Genomic DNA, 13,843 nt, shown 5'->3' on the forward strand with positions numbered 1-13,843 from the left:
GGAAAAGGGGGCGGGCAAGCGCGGAGCGTCCGGGGCGGGGCCTCCGGAGACGGGCCGCGGACGCGGGGTCGGATCGGCCTCGGGCGGTGCGCTTGGCACAGCAGGCATGCCGGGCGCACGGGGCACGGGCGTACGTGTTGGTGTCAGCGGTCCCTTGGCGGGGGCTGCGGGCGCGGCCTCGTCCGGCGGCGCATCGGGCGCTTGCGGAATGTCCGTGTCCGGAGGTCGATCCCAGGCGGCGACAAGCGCGCCCAGTTCCGGAGAGGCCGGGACCAGGTTCAAGGCCGGATCGGAGGTCTCTCCGTTCGGTAGCGCGATCAGGGCCAGAACCACTGCGTGGACGGCCAGCGCCAGACCCAGGCAGACCAAACCTTCGAAGAGGTGACGCCCGGTCATTCCGTGCCCTCCCCGGTGGTCACAAGATCGACCCGGCCCGCCCCGGCCTCGGCCAGGCGGGAGAGGAGGCGGGCCAGCAGGGCTGCCTGGGTCTGTCGGTCGGTCTGCAGGCGTACCATGCCCGCAGAGGCGGCGGCGCGAATGGCCTCTTCACCGCGCAAGGTGCCGAAGGTGACCATGCCCGACGGCGCGAGCACCAGAACGCGTTGCATTTCTGCGGGCCTGTCGACTGCCAGCTTGCTGCGCCCTGTGCCGCCGGGATCGGCGAATTGCGCAGCCAGCAGAAAGAAGATGAGCAGCAGGAAAACCACGTTGATCATCGGAACCACGGGTTCGCGCCCGGGTTTGGCCGGGCCGGGCCAGAAGCGGCGGGGGGTGTGGAGACGGGAAGGAAACATGGCGCTACTCTACCACGGTCAACCCGGTCAGCCCGGCCTTGCGCAATGTTTCCAGCACCTCAACCAGGCGCGCGACGCCGGTACCGGGCTCCGGGCGGACCACCACGATGTCCTGCGGTGAGGCCATCAGCGGGGCCAGCGCGCCCGGCAGGTCCATGACGGGCCGTCCGTTGAGCGTGACGCCTTCGGGCAGAACGCCGACCAGCCGGGGCGGGCCGCTGTAGGCGCTGCTGCCTTCGGGGGTGGCAAGCACCAGCGACAGCCCCTCTGTCCCGCCGAAACGCGCCACCAGCATGAAGAAGACCAACAGCAGGAAGACCACGTCGATCATCGGCGTCAGGCTGGGGCGGCGTCGGCGCGGGGAAGCGGGAAGGTTCAGCATGGGTCAGGCGGTGTCCGGGGCGTCCTCTTCTTCCCCAGCATAGGCCCAGGGCGTGGTGAAAACGCGGGTCACGATGTCCTCGAGGTCATGCGCCAGCCGATCTGTCATGCCATCAAAGACCGAGAGCATGACGCTGGCCGGGATGGCGACGGCCATGCCGGCGGCTGTGGTCAGTAGGGCCTCCCAGATGCCGCCGGCCAAGGTCGCCGGGTCGGCCTGCTGTCCGCTGTCCTGCAGTGCCTGGAATGCGTCGATCATGCCCAGCACCGTTCCCAGCAAGCCGATCAGCGGCGCGATGGTCACCACCAGGTCCAGCATCCGTAGGCCAAGCCGCGTTTCGGTCAGCACCGCGCGAGCCTGGCGGGCCGCCTCTTCGCGGGCGTCTTCCTCGGGGATCGAGAGGCGCGCCTGCATCGCGGCCTGTGCCACGCGAGACCGCGGTGCCGGATCAAAGGAGATATGGCTCATCGCCAACGTGGTTTGCCCCTGGCCCCAGAACCGCAGGGCGGTCTCGGCCCCGACGCGTTTCCAGGTGCCCAGACGCAGGAGTTGCCACAGCTTCCACAGGATGAGCGTCAGTGTCAGTACCGAGAGGATCGCGATGGCCCAGAGTGCGGGGCCGCCGCGGTCGAGGAACTGGGTGAGGGTGCTCAGGCTGGTCATCATGGACGGGTCTTTCTGAGGCGACGATCGGGGCCTGCAACAGTGTTCTCATGAAACGGCGCGTGGTGCGAGACCTGCAATCCTTTTTCAGATCGACTTTGATCGGGACAACGGTGGACATGAAAGGGAGCTGGCCTTTGACGAAGGGAGATCGGCGAGGTTTGACCGATGACCGCTGCCATCCAGAGGTCGCGCCTCTCCCTGAACCTGGCAACGATCCGCACGCATGGCAGCGCTATTGTCTGCTTGGTCGGGATCGGTAGGAACTGTTGTTTGGCATTCCCGGCGCTTGGGACCATGGCGGCGGCAAATGAACCGCGATGGTGTCGCTGTCCGCCAACCTCGAAAGTCACGGTCATCATGCGTCGCAAGTGGGTAAGGGTCTAGGGAACGCTGCCCGGCCCAAGTGGCAGACGGACGGTCTTCCTGGGATTGCCCCAAGGAGAGATTGACAAGCTCCTCCGACAGGTCACTGGTCAGGGCAAAGCGCGCAGCCTCCGACCGAAAGTCTGCCGTTCACTGTCATGTCACCGTTGTGCTCCCTCGCATCACGATAGGTGATCGAAGGAGCAGCACTAATCCCGGGCCCGGTCTTTGTTGGCCTGCGCAGGCCGCAACGCCTTGGCGGAACAACCAAGTTCAATTCACTGGAAAATCGGCGGCTGGCTGTTAGGTGACACTTATTCTTACAGTGAAGGCGGAAGAGGCCCGATGAAGGCGGTAGAAGCCGGATCGCCAATAAAATAAGGGCGTTCACAGGTTCAGAGGGTCACCCAGCGCGCCGCGCCGGAGTTTTTCAGTAACCCCTGAAAACGGGCAAATCGGGCCGATCCGCGTGCCAGGCACCGAAACCAGGGCGATGGAGGGGTGAGACGCGCAAACCCCTTTCAATACTGGTTTAATCGGCGTTTCAGGGGCCTGTAAACCGGCTTTGAACCGGGTTCTGGGTATCGGGAACCGGAAAATCCGGCTTCCAGTTCGGTTCTGACTTTCCAGAAAGCGATTATGGGCGCAAAAACAAAGGCCTGACAGGATTTGTGCCATGCCATACCTTCGTGCAAACTGGAAAGTGATTTTAGGTGTTCAGGTCATTGGTCGGGTGCAGACAGAGCCCCTGGATATTTCTCCAGGAAGCTCTGAATGAGGCTTTCCCGGGCTTGAATTGACAACCCGCATGCCCCGATCACATCGTCGGCAAAATCGCCGTACTTGCTTAAGAACTCGCCTTGCATACCGGCGTTCCAGCGTAGGATGTCAATCCGACATTCCGCGTTTTCGATGATCATTTTGCTGATCTTCTCCACCTCTTCGGGGGACTGAGCGGAAGCCGGTAGCGCCGAGGCTACGACGATCAAAAGCGTTCTTGCAATTCTCATGTCAAACTCCGGATTAGATAAGTGATGTCTAGAAAGGTCTATCTACACCATTACTTAGCTCCACGGGTCTGTCGCCTCGTGAAGGATATTTCGAACTTCGTCTTCAAAACGCACAGAGTTCTTGAAGTCGTCGGGCATCCGATCATAGCCGCGCTTGGCGACGATCTTGAAAATGTCATCAGGCATCGCGTGGTGCAGTTGGTTGAAGGATTGCAGACCGGGCATGAGCCGAAGGCAGCCTTTTTCGCGTAAAGAGAGCAGAATGGGGTTACTTGATGCCCCCTTGATGGTCCTAACGCCTGAATCAGTCATCGCCCATAGAACACACAGCTCTTGAAGGTTCAGCGATAAAAACGCTTCTTCGACCATCTGTTTTCGCTTCTTCGCGTAGTATGGTCGCTTTGCCAGTCTCCACGCCTTCGACAAGGTCTCAACGGCAAGGATGGCGGCTGACAGAAAAAGAATGACGACAAAGAAACTCTCATATTCGGTTGTGAAGGCCGGGCGCTCGATGCCCAACCAATCGAACGGCGCGAACAGCAATGCTGCCGCGAAGAGGAAGACCGCAAGGGCAGTCTTTGGTGATTTCAAGGGAGCCAGCAAAGCGGATAGGTCGGGCATCTTGGATCCAAGTGAGTTCGGGGACAAAACAGTGTCTTCAAGGTAAATGTGCCACCGCTGGCTTAGGTTGGAATCGGGGCCTTTAATTGTTTTTCTATCGCCAAAGATGCCCTGACCAGACCACCTCGCCCAGGATGTTCTGCGAGATCGCGTTCATGGCGGGGCCGGTGTGGTATTCGGGCGGGTATCGTTTCTGGTCGGGGTTGTCGCTGCGGGCGATGATCGCTGTGCCTGGGAGCAGTTCCAGGCGCTTGACCCGCGTGCCGTCTTCGGGCGCGTTGTAGACGTAGAGCTTGCCCGAGGTGATCTCGGTCCGGTGCCGGTCGATCATGACCAGGTCACCGTTGGAGATCGCCGGCGCCATGCTGTCCCCGCGTGCGGTGATCAGGATGCAGCGGTCTGGGCGGATGCCGGTTTCGATCAGCCAGTCGCGCGGAACGGCGAGATGATCTTTTGGCGGGGCGTCGAGGTTGACCACGCCGTGCCCAGCGGCGGCGCTGGCCTCGTATCGGGCGATGGTGGCGAAGCGTTCGCCGTCGAGTTCCGTGGTCGGTTCAACTGAGCGGGGCGGGCCGAAGGAAATCTCGATCCCAAGCGCTTCACAAACTTCAGAAATTTTTGCGAGCTTCGGACCGGCGCCGTTTTTGTTCCTCGGGTTTAGAATGTTCCTGAGTGTGTCAGGTGGCAGGTTGTAGGCTTGCTCAGCAGCAAATGGCTTCATGCCCAGCTGTTCAAGCCGGTCTCTGATTGCTTGTTCGAACCGCATCTTAACATCCATGTCATCGGTACATGTACCGAGTAAAATTCTGCTTGACTATCGGTAAGTGTACCAAATACTAATTAGGTATGCATACCGAGGCAGAGCAATGAAATCAATCCGCAACCTTGTGACCGACGTTTTGACGTTGGCGGGAGCGTATACAGCGCACACCGGTCTGGCAGAGAGCACAGTCTCGACTTTGGCCTTGAATGACGGGAAGCGTCTTCGTGTGTATCGCGAGGGCACTCCAAAGGGGCGGCCAGCATACATTACGCCAGACCGCTTCCTTTCCGCCCTGACCTGGTTCTCCGAGAACTGGCCGTCCGATCTGGAATGGCCTGCGGAGATCGAGCGTCCCGTCGCCAAGCCCGCCAGCAAAGGAGCCGCGTGATGCCGCACGGCTGGTGGATGATCCCCTTGGCCATAGCCGGGCTTTGCCTCTGGCTGGCCGTTCTCAAGCTGACGGGGGTGCTGTGATGCTGACCTGTGCCGACATCGTTCTCCGTGCCCACCAAGTTGGCGCGGGCCTCACCGACCGCGAGCGGATCGCCCTGGGCGCCACGCTCATCGAGACGGTGATCGACCCCCGCTATCATCCGGAGCTTGCCTACACGGTCACGCATTTGCGCGACCATGCCGAGGCGCTCCGGGACGCTTTCTTTGACCTCGACACACCGGACGGGCCTGGCACAGGCAAGGCCACCACTCACGAGCAGATGGGCCTGTCCGGATCCTGCGGCGCCCCGGCGTTGCAGCCCCTCACGCCGCGTGCCGCCACCTCCTCCCGGTGGCGCGCGGCGTGGGATCGGATCGTCCGCGCCGAACGGTGGATCAGTGACAGCTGGATCGGCGACGGGATCGCCGGTGTCTGCATCGCGATCCTGCTGATCGGCGCGTTGTTTGTGCCCCTGTTCCTGCCCGTTTGAAGGAGCGTTCAATGCCCCCTGAAACCCGGAAAAACCTGATCTCTCTTCGGCAGTTGATGTCCAAGGCCCGCGACCATCGCCGCTTGGCCGCATCGGCGCAGGCTGTGGGCTTGATCGATACGTCTGCCCAAAACATCGGGCACGCCCTGGTGCTGGAACGTGACGCCATCGACCTCCTCGACGCGCTGGAAGCAAGCGGCACGCTGATTGCCATCGAGGCCCTGGTGGCCAGTGCCACCAGCTATGCGCGGGAGCGGCGCCATGTATGAGCCGTACCAGGTCAGACAGAGCGGCTATGGCTGGGCCGTGTTTAACCGCCGGACGCGTGAGAAGGTCAGCAACCAGGTCAGTTCCCGGTCTGTTGCCGAGGACCGCTGTGTCGAGATGAACCGCGAGGCGCGGCGGCGTCGCCGCCCCTGCCTTTGCTGCGGCGCGCCCTTCATCAGCGAAGGACTGCACAACCGCATGTGCAACGGGTGTCGGCGCGGAGCCGATCCCTTCGACCGTCGCCAGGGGCTATCCGCATGAATCACGCCTCGATCAAGTCCGCGCGCCTGCAGCGTGTCCTCAAGGTGCTGAGCGACAGGCGCGAGCATTCCACGTTGGAGATCATGACACGGGCCAAGGCGCCCGCCGTCAGCGCGATCATTTCCGAACTGCGCTGCATCGGCGCGAAGATCGACTGCACCCGCCGCAGCGACGGGCCGAATGGTGAGCCCCGCTGGTACTACAAGATGACGAAAGGGCCGCGCGCCGATGGGTAAGATCATCACCACGATCACCGAGCTGCCGGTGGACGAGATCGACATGGGCAACCGCCTGCGGCCGGTCAGCGTCGCCGGGGTCGAGGCACTTAAGACCTCGATCCGCGAGCTGGGCGTGATCAAGGACCCGATCCATGTTCGCAAACTGAAGAAGGGCGGCAAGATCGTCCTTTTGGCGGGCGGGCACCGCCTGACTGCCGCGCGTGAGCTGCGCGACGAAGGGGTCGACGGTTACGAGACGATCAAGGTCACCTGCTGGAGCTGCGCCGATGACTTCGCGCAGTTGATGGAGATCGACGATAACCTAGCGGGCGCTGAACTGTCGGCCTTGGATACCGCTGTCTTCCTCGCGCGCCGCAAAGAGGTCTATGAGCGAATGCATCCCGAGGCCAAAGCCCAGATCGGGGCGGGTCTCGTGGCCAAGCGCTGGGATACGGCGGACACGATGTCCGTCGTATCCTTTGCCGAGGCTGTGGCGCAGACGATGGGCGTATCTGACCGCCATGTACGCCGCCTCGTGCGTGCCGGGACGGTGCTGGACCCTCGCGATATTCATCTGCTGCGCAGCGCGCCGAAACCAGTTGCGCTGGCCGATTTGATGGAACTGTCGAAGATCTCCGAAGTGACTGATCGCTACGACGTGGTCGATCTCATGTCCAAGGGCGAGGCCAAAAGTGCCGCCGACGCCTTGCGCCGAGTGAAGGCCGCGCGCGGTGAAGGCCCTGCGCCGAAGGATGCCACCGACGCAGCTCACACCCGGATGGTCGATGCCTGGAAGCGCGCCAACAAAGAGGCGCGTCGTCGGTTCCTGGAGGAGCACGGCACCGAGGTTTGGTCGCTCCTGGACGAAATGGACAAGGGGCTATCCGAATGACAGACGCCCCCTCCCAGACCTGGTGGACGGCCACCGAAATTGCCGAGGCCCGGCTGCCCGACATGCCCGCAACCAAGCAGGGCGTCAACGAGCTGTCGCGCCGAAATGCTTGGGCCAGCCAGCCCGGCAAGGTGCGCCGCCGCAAAGGTCGGGGCGGGGGCCTCGAATACCATGTCAGCCTGTTCCCGACGCGGGCCAAGGTCGCGCTGAGCAAAATGCATGGAATGCATAATGCGGCCCCGGAGGCCCCCAAGCGGCCCCGTGACCAGGCCTGGGCGGAATTCGACAAGCTGAAGGCCAAAGCCAAGGAAACCGCCGAGATGCGCCTGGCGGCGCTGCGCGAGATCGATGCACTGGAGAGCGCAGGCCTGACCCGCACCGAGGCGGTGCGCGCCGTGGCCCGGCAGACCAAGCGTTCCGAGAAGACCCTCTGGAACTGGCTGGCCCTGGTCGAGGGCATCGCGCCCGAAGACTGGCTGCCTTACCTAGTGCCCGCGTCAGGTAGGGGACGCAAGACGCAGACGCCGCTGGATGACGCGTTCCTCGACCTGGTGAAGACCTACTTCCTGACCAAGTCGCAGCCGCCTTTGACAGCGGCCTATGACTGGGCCGAGGAGGTTGCGCAGAAGGAAGGCATCCCGGTTGCACCGCTCTGGAAGGTGCGTCGCACCATTGCCGAGACCGTGCCCGAACATGTGCAGGTCTACCTGCGCAAAGGTGCCCATGCGCTGAGCCGGTATTTCCCGCACCAGACCCGCGACAAGACTTACATGCATGCGATGGAGGCGGTGCAGACCGACTATCACAAGTTCGACGTCTTCATCCAATTTCCGGACCGCGAGAAGCCAGGCCGGATCCAGATGATCGCGATCTCCGACATCTACAGCGGCAAGTTCCTGGCCTACCGCCTCTCGGAAACGGCGAACGGGCACACTGTGCAGCTGGCCTTCGGTGACCTGGTGCGCCGCTACGGCATCCCGCAGCACTGCCTGATGGATAACGGGCATGAGTTCGTCAACAAGGTGATGACCGGCCAGACCGAGCATCGGAAGCGCTTCAAGCTGGTGCAGGGTGAGGTGCTGGGCCTCTTCCCACTCTTGGGGATCGAGCTGCATTTCGCGACGCCGGGCTGGGGCCAGGCCAAGCCCATCGAGCGCGCCTTCCGGGATCTGTGCGACCGGGTGGCCAAGAACCCGGCCTTCGTGGGCGCCTACACCGGGCGCAACACGGTCGAGAAGCCGGAAAACCACGGCGCACGAGCCATCCCGCTGGAGGATTTCCGCGCGGTCCTGGAACGCGAGATCGCGGCGCACAACGCCCGGCGGGGACGGCGGTCGGAAGTGGCCAATCATCGGTCCTTCGACGAGGTGTTCAACGAGAGTTACGCGGCCTCGCCGATCACCAAGGCAACGGAGGAACAGCAGCGCCTCTGGCTGATGCGGGCCGAAGGTGTCCGGGCGGATCGCAAGAATGGCGAGGTCTCTATTTACGGCTCGCGTTACTGGGCCGAGTGGATGTGGCAGATCGCAGGCAAGGACGTCACCGTTCGGTTCGACCCGGACGATCTGCATGCCGGTCTGCTGGTCTACCAGATGGATGGCACCTTCCTGGGTGAGGCGCCGGTCAAACGTGCCGGAGGGTTCCTCTCGGTGGCGGATGCCAAGGAACACAACCGCGATAAGAAGGCGTTCAAGCGCCTGACGCGGGAACAAGCCCGGATCGAGAAGAAGATGACCGATGCGGCCGCGTCCAAGCGACTTGCGGCAGCGCGAGAGGATGCGCTGGGCGACGGGTTGCCGGATGCGGGCGTGATCCGACTGCCCAAGATCCATCCAGCCGCGCCCAAGGGCGGACGGCGCAGAGCCGAGGTTCCCGAGGAGGAAGAGCGCCTGACGGCCCGGATAACGAAGTTGGAACAGCGCCGCGCCTCCCCGAAACCGGATGAGCGCGATCCGGACGAGGATTTCGCTCGGGCGCTGGAACTGGAGCAGATGCAGGTCGACGGTCAGCCCATGACGCCCGAGCAGGCAGACTGGCTCGCCCTGTACCAGACCACGTCGGAATACCGCTCCCGTGTTCGGATGCACCGGGCGCTGGGCAAGAACAACGAATGAAAAAGGAGCAGAACATGCAAGGCGATCTGGCCCCCCTCCGCAACGTCGCCGCGTTGCTTGAAATGGTCGACCAGTTGCAGCACCGCAGCGTCACCCTTCCGGGGATCGGTGTTTTCTTCGGGCGGCATGGCGCGGGGAAGACTTCGGCAACGACCCTGGCCGCGAACGAGTACAACGCGCATATCGTGCAGGCCAAGAGCACCTGGACGCGCCAGCACATGGCCGACGTGCTGCTGGAAGAGCTGGAGATGAAGGGGGTGCGCGGCACGCTGCCCCGCAAGGCCGACGCGATCAGCCGCGCCCTGGCGCTCTCAGACCGCCCGCTGATCATCGACGACGCCCAGTACCTGATGAAGTCCGGCATGATGGACGTGGCCCGCGACATCTACGAGGGCTGTTTCACGCCGCTGATCTTCGTGGGCGAGCCTGACTTCGAGGCGAACCTGACCAAGTGGCCGAACATTTATGACCGGGTCCTGGTCAGCACCGAAACACTGCCATGCAACGCCGCTGATGCGGGTCACCTGGCGCGCATCTATTGCGCCGGGATCGAGGTTTCACCTGACGCGATTGATGAATTGCTGCGCCTGACCGATGGCAGCGCGCGCAAGCTGAGCGTCAACTTAGAGAGGATCCGCGAGGCGGCGCGACGGCGGGGGCAACGTCAGGTCGACACTGACTTCCTGTCGCTGGTGAAGCTCCACGGGATCGGTGGGGCAATCAGCGCGCAGACCAGCACTCAGCGCAAGCGGGGGGCGGCATGAGCGACGACTTCCGCAGCCCGATGGAGCGTGACGCCTGGCGTAAGGTCGAAGGACTGGCCGAGTTCCATTGGAAGGACCTCGAAGAGATGAACATGTGCGCCGAGACCGCGCAGAAGTTCATGCGTCGCTGGGCGCGCCTTGGGTGGATCCGGGTGTCCCGCAAGGACGGCCATCGCAAGATCTACGTCAACGCGGCGCGGGCGATCCCCGTCGTGCCGTCGGTCAAGGCCGACCCGACGCCCGAGGGAAACATGTGGCGCGCCATGCGCCGCATGCCGAACTTCACCCCGACCGACCTGGCGGCGCACGCCAACGCGGGCGGGGTCGAGGTCACCGTCGAGAAGGCCCGGTCCTATTGCCGGTCCTTGCTGGCGGCGGGCTATCTGAAGGTGCGTGAGACCGCGATCCCTGGCAGGCGTCAGCCGCGCTACCAGCTGATCCGCAACACCGGCCCGCAGGCCCCCGTGGTTCGCCGGGTCAAGGGCTTGATGGACCCGAACGAGGATGCCTTCCAGCCGTTGACCGGAGGGACATCATGAGCGCCTTGGAGAAAGCCCGCACCGGCTGGGGCGCGGAGATGCCCGCCTGGATTCGCGAGTTGGCCGAGGAATGCGACCGTACCAGCCAGAACAAGGCGGCGCTCCGGATCGGGCGCAGCGCCTCCCTGGTCTCGACCGTCCTGGCCCGGACCTACAGTGGCGACATGGCGGCGGTCGAGGAGCGGGTCCGCGGCGCCCTGATGGGCGAGACGCTGATCTGCCCGGTCCTTGGCGAGATCGACAAGAAGGTCTGTCGCGACTGGCGCGGGCGCTCGACCTCCTTCTCGTCCCGCAACACGCGCGCGGTGCAGATGTTCCGCGCCTGCAATCGCTGCCCCATGAACAAGGAGACCAGGAATGCCTGATACCCCCATGACCGAGGCCGAGATGCTGGCCAAGGCTGGCTCTGCCATCGCCAAGATCGACCGCAGTGGTCAGCGCGGCGCTTCGATGGTGACGATGGAAGAGACCATTGCGATGGCCGCGCTGATCGAATGCCTGGGCGCAGGCCCGATCTGCCAACGGGTATTTCACGATGCGCAGGTTAAGACCGCCGACGCCGCCCGGGCGGCGGGAGTGGCGCTGTGAGCCGATTTCCGTCTCTCGAACCGCACGCAACCCACTGCAGCAACCCGAACCGCCACGATTACTGGACCTGTCCCGGTTGCTACACCGATCTCGGCAACGTCGGGGTGGGCGATCAAGTCTGCCCGACATGCGACCGCCCGATCCGCTGCACCGTCGAAATGGAGCCAGCGTGCCATTGCTCGCTGATCGAAGCACAAGAAGAGGAAACAGACCTATGACCGAGCAGAACATCCCGGGTGTCATCGACATCGATGGCACCCCGCACATGAAGGACGCCAAGGGGCGGCTGCAGCCGCTCTCGACCGTCAAGGCACAGGACCAGCTGCAGGACGAGGTGGTTCGCAAGGTGATCGGCTACGCCAAGGAACTGAGCTGCCAGGTCAGCCGGTTCAAGAACCATACCTTCGAGGATCTCTCGGGCTTCGAGGCGCTGCTGGCGCAGGAGTACGGTGAGACCAAGGGCGGTGCGAAAGGCAACAAGACCTTCATGAGTTTCGACGGCACGATGAAGGTGCAGGTCCAAGTGGCCGACCAGATCGATTTCGGCCCCGAGCTTCAGATCGCCAAGGATCTGATCGACGAGTGCTTGAACGAATGGGCGGCGGATGCCGGCGACGAGTTGCGCGCGGTCGTGACCCGGGCCTTCAATACCGACAAGGCGGGCCAGATCAACCGCGCCGAGATCTTTATGCTACTGCGCCTGGAGATCGCGGACGAGCGCTGGAAACGGGCGATGGAGGCGATCCGGGATGCCGTGCGCGTCGTCGGCTCCAAGACCTACGTCCGCTGCTACCAGCGCGACCACGGCGAGGCGCCCTGGGAAGCCATCACCATCGACCTGGCCAAGGCGTGAGGGAGGATGTGATGCAGGACCAGACCGACAGCTACGGCATTGCCGCAGGAGAGCTCAAACAGTTCATCGAACGCTATGAGCGCCTCGAAGAAGAAAAGCGCGAGATCGGCGAGCAGCAGAAGGAGTTGATGGCCGAGGCCAAGGGGCGCGGCTACGACACCAAGGTCATGCGCAAGGTGATCGCCCTGCGCAAGCGCGAGGCCGACGACATCGCCGAGGAAGAGGCGGTGCTGGAGATGTACAAAGCTGCGCTGAGGATGGGGTGATGGCCTGCCCCCGTAGTGAGAAAGACGCGCGTGCCCGGTCGCTTCGCAAGCTGAAGGCACTGGAGAAGCGGGCCAGGAGCACGCTCTACGAGATCGCCGGATTCTTCGAGGAAGGGCCGGTCAGTGCCGATATCGACCGCTTGCTGGACGATATCGACCGAGGGTTCACGGCACTCAAAGCGTCGATGGACGATGAGGTCGATCGAGCGAAGGAACGGGGATGATGCGCCGGACCTTTGTCAGGTCACATGTTCCAGTAGAAGGTCTCTTCGGGTCCGCCGGGCCAGAGCTTTCCCGGTTGGGCAATCGCGATGGTGGCCCCGCTCATTGCCAGGGCCTCGTCCTCGGTTTCAGCCCGCGCGTAGCCTTGGCGCCTGTCGGGCAGGTCGCGATCTACCTGGATCATGATCTTGAACACCATCCGATGACCTTCTGCCAACCGAGTTTACACGGGGTTAATTTCATGACCGCCAATATGATCCGCACCATCCACGTCGGTTGCCGTCAGCTCGGGATCGACGCAGAGACCCGGCACGATCTGCAGTTGCGCCTGGTGGGAAAGGCCAGCCTTTCGGAGATGTCCGATGATGAGCGGAAGCGCATCCTGAACGAGCTGAAGGCTCGGGGGTTCCGGCCATCTTCGGGCAAGCGCCCCAAGGCGCCGCGCGCGGATCTGCGGCTGGTTCATGTGCTCTGGGCGAAACTGGGCCACGCGGGCGAGCTGATGGACCCGACCCGCAAGGGGCTGAACAAGTTCATCCAGAAGCGGTTCGGCGAAGCCTGGGGCTTTGTCCCGGCCGACATCGACGGCCTGCTCGATCACGACAAGATCGACGCGGTGCTGCAGGCGCTGATTCAGTGGGGCAAACGCGCGAAGATCGACTTCGACTGGTCGAGGATCGGAAAATGAAAAAGCCGCGCCACAGGGTCACCGACCATGCCGTCTTGCGCTACCTGGAGCGGGTGCAGGGCATCGACATCGAGGCCCTTCGGCGCGAGCTGGGCGCGCGGATCGACGCGGCTTGTGAGGGCTTTGAAGGCATGTGCGCCGTCAATATCGAAGGCATCTCGTTCCGCCTGAGCCAGAACGGCAATGTCACCACTTGCTTCGAGCGGAACCGTCCCGACAAGGGCCACAGCGGCCCACCCCGGAGGCGCGACATCGAATGACCGCGCCGGTGGCATATCCGCGCCACCCGGCGCACCTGGATCCCTATATCGAGGTCCTGGGGCCGCGCATGGCGGTCAGCTTCCTGGTCATGTTCGGTGGCTCGCCTCTCTATTTCCCTGACGATCCCCGTGGCCGCAGTGCGGCCGAGCAGCTGATCGGCGCCGACAAGCTGCGGGAGTTGAGCGGCCGCATGCCCTCGAACAGGGTCACGATCCCAATGCCGAAGAACTGGCTGATCCGGGCATTGCATGCCGAGGGTCTGACGATGTCCCAGATCTGTCGCGCGCTGAAGACCAGCTACACCAACGTCAAGCGCACCCTCAGCGAAGCCGGTGCGCTACAGCCTCCGAGTGATCCGGACCAGCTGTCGCTGTTCTGACGACAACCT

The 13,843-nt window shown here is 63.4% G+C and carries 24 protein-coding genes and 1 pseudogene; 16 read left to right on the forward strand and 9 right to left on the reverse strand.

What is annotated here, in order from left to right; translation table 11 throughout:
* From RBB42_RS08480 to RBB42_RS08515, 8 genes and pseudogenes are all read right to left on the reverse strand, one after another.
* Positions 1-396, reverse strand: a pseudogene (locus tag RBB42_RS08480) (hypothetical protein); the annotation flags it as partial.
* Positions 393-716, reverse strand: coding sequence for a biopolymer transporter ExbD (locus tag RBB42_RS08485; RefSeq protein ID WP_305970410.1), 324 nt, complete (start codon positions 714-716; stop codon positions 393-395). The pseudogene RBB42_RS08480 and the gene RBB42_RS08485, both read right to left, overlap by 4 nt.
* A gap of 82 nt (positions 717-798) precedes the next feature.
* Entirely contained in the window at positions 799-1,176 is a 378-nt protein-coding gene (locus RBB42_RS08490; protein WP_305970411.1) for an ExbD/TolR family protein, read from the reverse strand.
* A gap of 3 nt (positions 1,177-1,179) precedes the next feature.
* Positions 1,180-1,839, reverse strand: coding sequence for a MotA/TolQ/ExbB proton channel family protein (locus RBB42_RS08495; RefSeq protein WP_306043631.1), 660 nt, complete (start codon positions 1,837-1,839; stop codon positions 1,180-1,182).
* 753 nt (positions 1,840-2,592) lie between these two features.
* The gene (locus RBB42_RS08500) at positions 2,593-2,883 is read right to left on the reverse strand and encodes a hypothetical protein (protein WP_306043632.1); all 291 of its coding nucleotides are present in this window, start codon (positions 2,881-2,883) and stop codon (positions 2,593-2,595) included.
* 44 nt (positions 2,884-2,927) lie between these two features.
* On the reverse strand, positions 2,928-3,215 hold the full coding sequence (locus RBB42_RS08505) for a hypothetical protein (RefSeq protein ID WP_306043633.1): 288 nt from the start codon (positions 3,213-3,215) through the stop codon (positions 2,928-2,930).
* Positions 3,216-3,269: 54 nt separating this feature from the next.
* Positions 3,270-3,836, reverse strand: a complete 567-nt coding sequence (locus RBB42_RS08510; RefSeq protein WP_306043634.1) for a super-infection exclusion protein B — start codon at positions 3,834-3,836, stop codon at positions 3,270-3,272.
* Between the two features lie 94 nt (positions 3,837-3,930).
* A complete protein-coding gene (locus tag RBB42_RS08515; protein WP_306043635.1) occupies positions 3,931-4,614 on the reverse strand; it encodes a S24 family peptidase in 684 nt (227 codons plus the stop codon).
* Between the two features lie 458 nt (positions 4,615-5,072).
* Here RBB42_RS08515 and RBB42_RS08520 point away from each other — a divergent pair, with 458 nt between their 5' ends.
* The 13 genes from RBB42_RS08520 to RBB42_RS08580 all read left to right on the forward strand — a co-directional run bounded on the left by RBB42_RS08520 (position 5,073) and on the right by RBB42_RS08580 (position 12,508).
* The gene (locus tag RBB42_RS08520; RefSeq protein ID WP_306043636.1) at positions 5,073-5,522 is read left to right on the forward strand and encodes a hypothetical protein; all 450 of its coding nucleotides are present in this window, start codon (positions 5,073-5,075) and stop codon (positions 5,520-5,522) included.
* Positions 5,523-5,533: 11 nt separating this feature from the next.
* A complete protein-coding gene (locus tag RBB42_RS08525) occupies positions 5,534-5,791 on the forward strand; it encodes a hypothetical protein (RefSeq protein ID WP_069210623.1) in 258 nt (85 codons plus the stop codon).
* Positions 5,784-6,050: a hypothetical protein gene (locus tag RBB42_RS08530; RefSeq protein ID WP_306043638.1), complete on the forward strand. Its 267-nt coding sequence runs from the start codon at positions 5,784-5,786 to the stop codon at positions 6,048-6,050. The genes RBB42_RS08525 and RBB42_RS08530 overlap by 8 nt, the downstream gene beginning before the upstream one ends.
* Positions 6,047-6,286 (forward strand): hypothetical protein, encoded by a 240-nt coding sequence (locus RBB42_RS08535; protein WP_306043639.1) that lies wholly within the window; start codon positions 6,047-6,049, stop codon positions 6,284-6,286. Before RBB42_RS08530 ends, RBB42_RS08535 begins: the two co-directional genes overlap by 4 nt.
* Positions 6,279-7,160, forward strand: coding sequence for a ParB/RepB/Spo0J family partition protein (locus tag RBB42_RS08540; protein ID WP_306043640.1), 882 nt, complete (start codon positions 6,279-6,281; stop codon positions 7,158-7,160). The genes RBB42_RS08535 and RBB42_RS08540 overlap by 8 nt, the downstream gene beginning before the upstream one ends.
* Positions 7,157-9,274, forward strand: coding sequence for a transposase domain-containing protein (locus tag RBB42_RS08545; RefSeq protein WP_306043641.1), 2,118 nt, complete (start codon positions 7,157-7,159; stop codon positions 9,272-9,274). The genes RBB42_RS08540 and RBB42_RS08545 overlap by 4 nt, the downstream gene beginning before the upstream one ends.
* Positions 9,275-9,288: 14 nt before the next feature.
* Positions 9,289-10,038: an AAA family ATPase gene (locus RBB42_RS08550; protein ID WP_306043642.1), complete on the forward strand. Its 750-nt coding sequence runs from the start codon at positions 9,289-9,291 to the stop codon at positions 10,036-10,038.
* Positions 10,035-10,577, forward strand: coding sequence for a hypothetical protein (locus tag RBB42_RS08555; RefSeq protein WP_069210630.1), 543 nt, complete (start codon positions 10,035-10,037; stop codon positions 10,575-10,577). The genes RBB42_RS08550 and RBB42_RS08555 overlap by 4 nt, the downstream gene beginning before the upstream one ends.
* A complete protein-coding gene (locus RBB42_RS08560; RefSeq protein WP_069210631.1) occupies positions 10,574-10,942 on the forward strand; it encodes a hypothetical protein in 369 nt (122 codons plus the stop codon). Before RBB42_RS08555 ends, RBB42_RS08560 begins: the two co-directional genes overlap by 4 nt.
* A complete protein-coding gene (locus RBB42_RS08565; RefSeq protein ID WP_069210632.1) occupies positions 10,935-11,165 on the forward strand; it encodes a hypothetical protein in 231 nt (76 codons plus the stop codon). The genes RBB42_RS08560 and RBB42_RS08565 overlap by 8 nt, the downstream gene beginning before the upstream one ends.
* A 214-nt stretch (positions 11,166-11,379) precedes the next feature.
* Complete coding sequence (locus RBB42_RS08570) at positions 11,380-12,018, forward strand: DUF3164 family protein (protein ID WP_306043643.1); 639 nt, start codon at positions 11,380-11,382, stop codon at positions 12,016-12,018.
* An 11-nt stretch (positions 12,019-12,029) separates the two neighbouring features.
* The gene (locus RBB42_RS08575; protein ID WP_306043644.1) at positions 12,030-12,284 is read left to right on the forward strand and encodes a DUF2312 domain-containing protein; all 255 of its coding nucleotides are present in this window, start codon (positions 12,030-12,032) and stop codon (positions 12,282-12,284) included.
* Positions 12,284-12,508, forward strand: coding sequence for a hypothetical protein (locus RBB42_RS08580; protein WP_305970425.1), 225 nt, complete (start codon positions 12,284-12,286; stop codon positions 12,506-12,508). The genes RBB42_RS08575 and RBB42_RS08580 overlap by 1 nt, the downstream gene beginning before the upstream one ends.
* Before the next feature lie 20 nt (positions 12,509-12,528).
* On the opposite strand, the gene RBB42_RS08585 is transcribed toward RBB42_RS08580, so the two are convergent.
* A complete protein-coding gene (locus RBB42_RS08585) occupies positions 12,529-12,690 on the reverse strand; it encodes a hypothetical protein (RefSeq protein WP_305970426.1) in 162 nt (53 codons plus the stop codon).
* Positions 12,691-12,747: 57 nt separating this feature from the next.
* On the opposite strand from RBB42_RS08585, the gene RBB42_RS08590 reads away from it, so the two are divergent.
* Genes RBB42_RS08590 through RBB42_RS08600 form a run of 3 tightly spaced genes read left to right on the forward strand, consistent with a single transcriptional unit; the run spans position 12,748 to position 13,834 of the window.
* Positions 12,748-13,194, forward strand: a complete 447-nt coding sequence (locus RBB42_RS08590) for a gp16 family protein (protein WP_306043645.1) — start codon at positions 12,748-12,750, stop codon at positions 13,192-13,194.
* Entirely contained in the window at positions 13,191-13,454 is a 264-nt protein-coding gene (locus tag RBB42_RS08595) for a hypothetical protein (RefSeq protein WP_305970428.1), read from the forward strand. Before RBB42_RS08590 ends, RBB42_RS08595 begins: the two co-directional genes overlap by 4 nt.
* Positions 13,451-13,834, forward strand: a complete 384-nt coding sequence (locus RBB42_RS08600) for a hypothetical protein (RefSeq protein WP_305970429.1) — start codon at positions 13,451-13,453, stop codon at positions 13,832-13,834. Before RBB42_RS08595 ends, RBB42_RS08600 begins: the two co-directional genes overlap by 4 nt.
* Positions 13,835-13,843: the final 9 nt, after the last annotated feature.

The organism is Mameliella sp. MMSF_3455, from assembly GCF_030733205.1.
Classification (GTDB): domain Bacteria; phylum Pseudomonadota; class Alphaproteobacteria; order Rhodobacterales; family Rhodobacteraceae; genus Antarctobacter.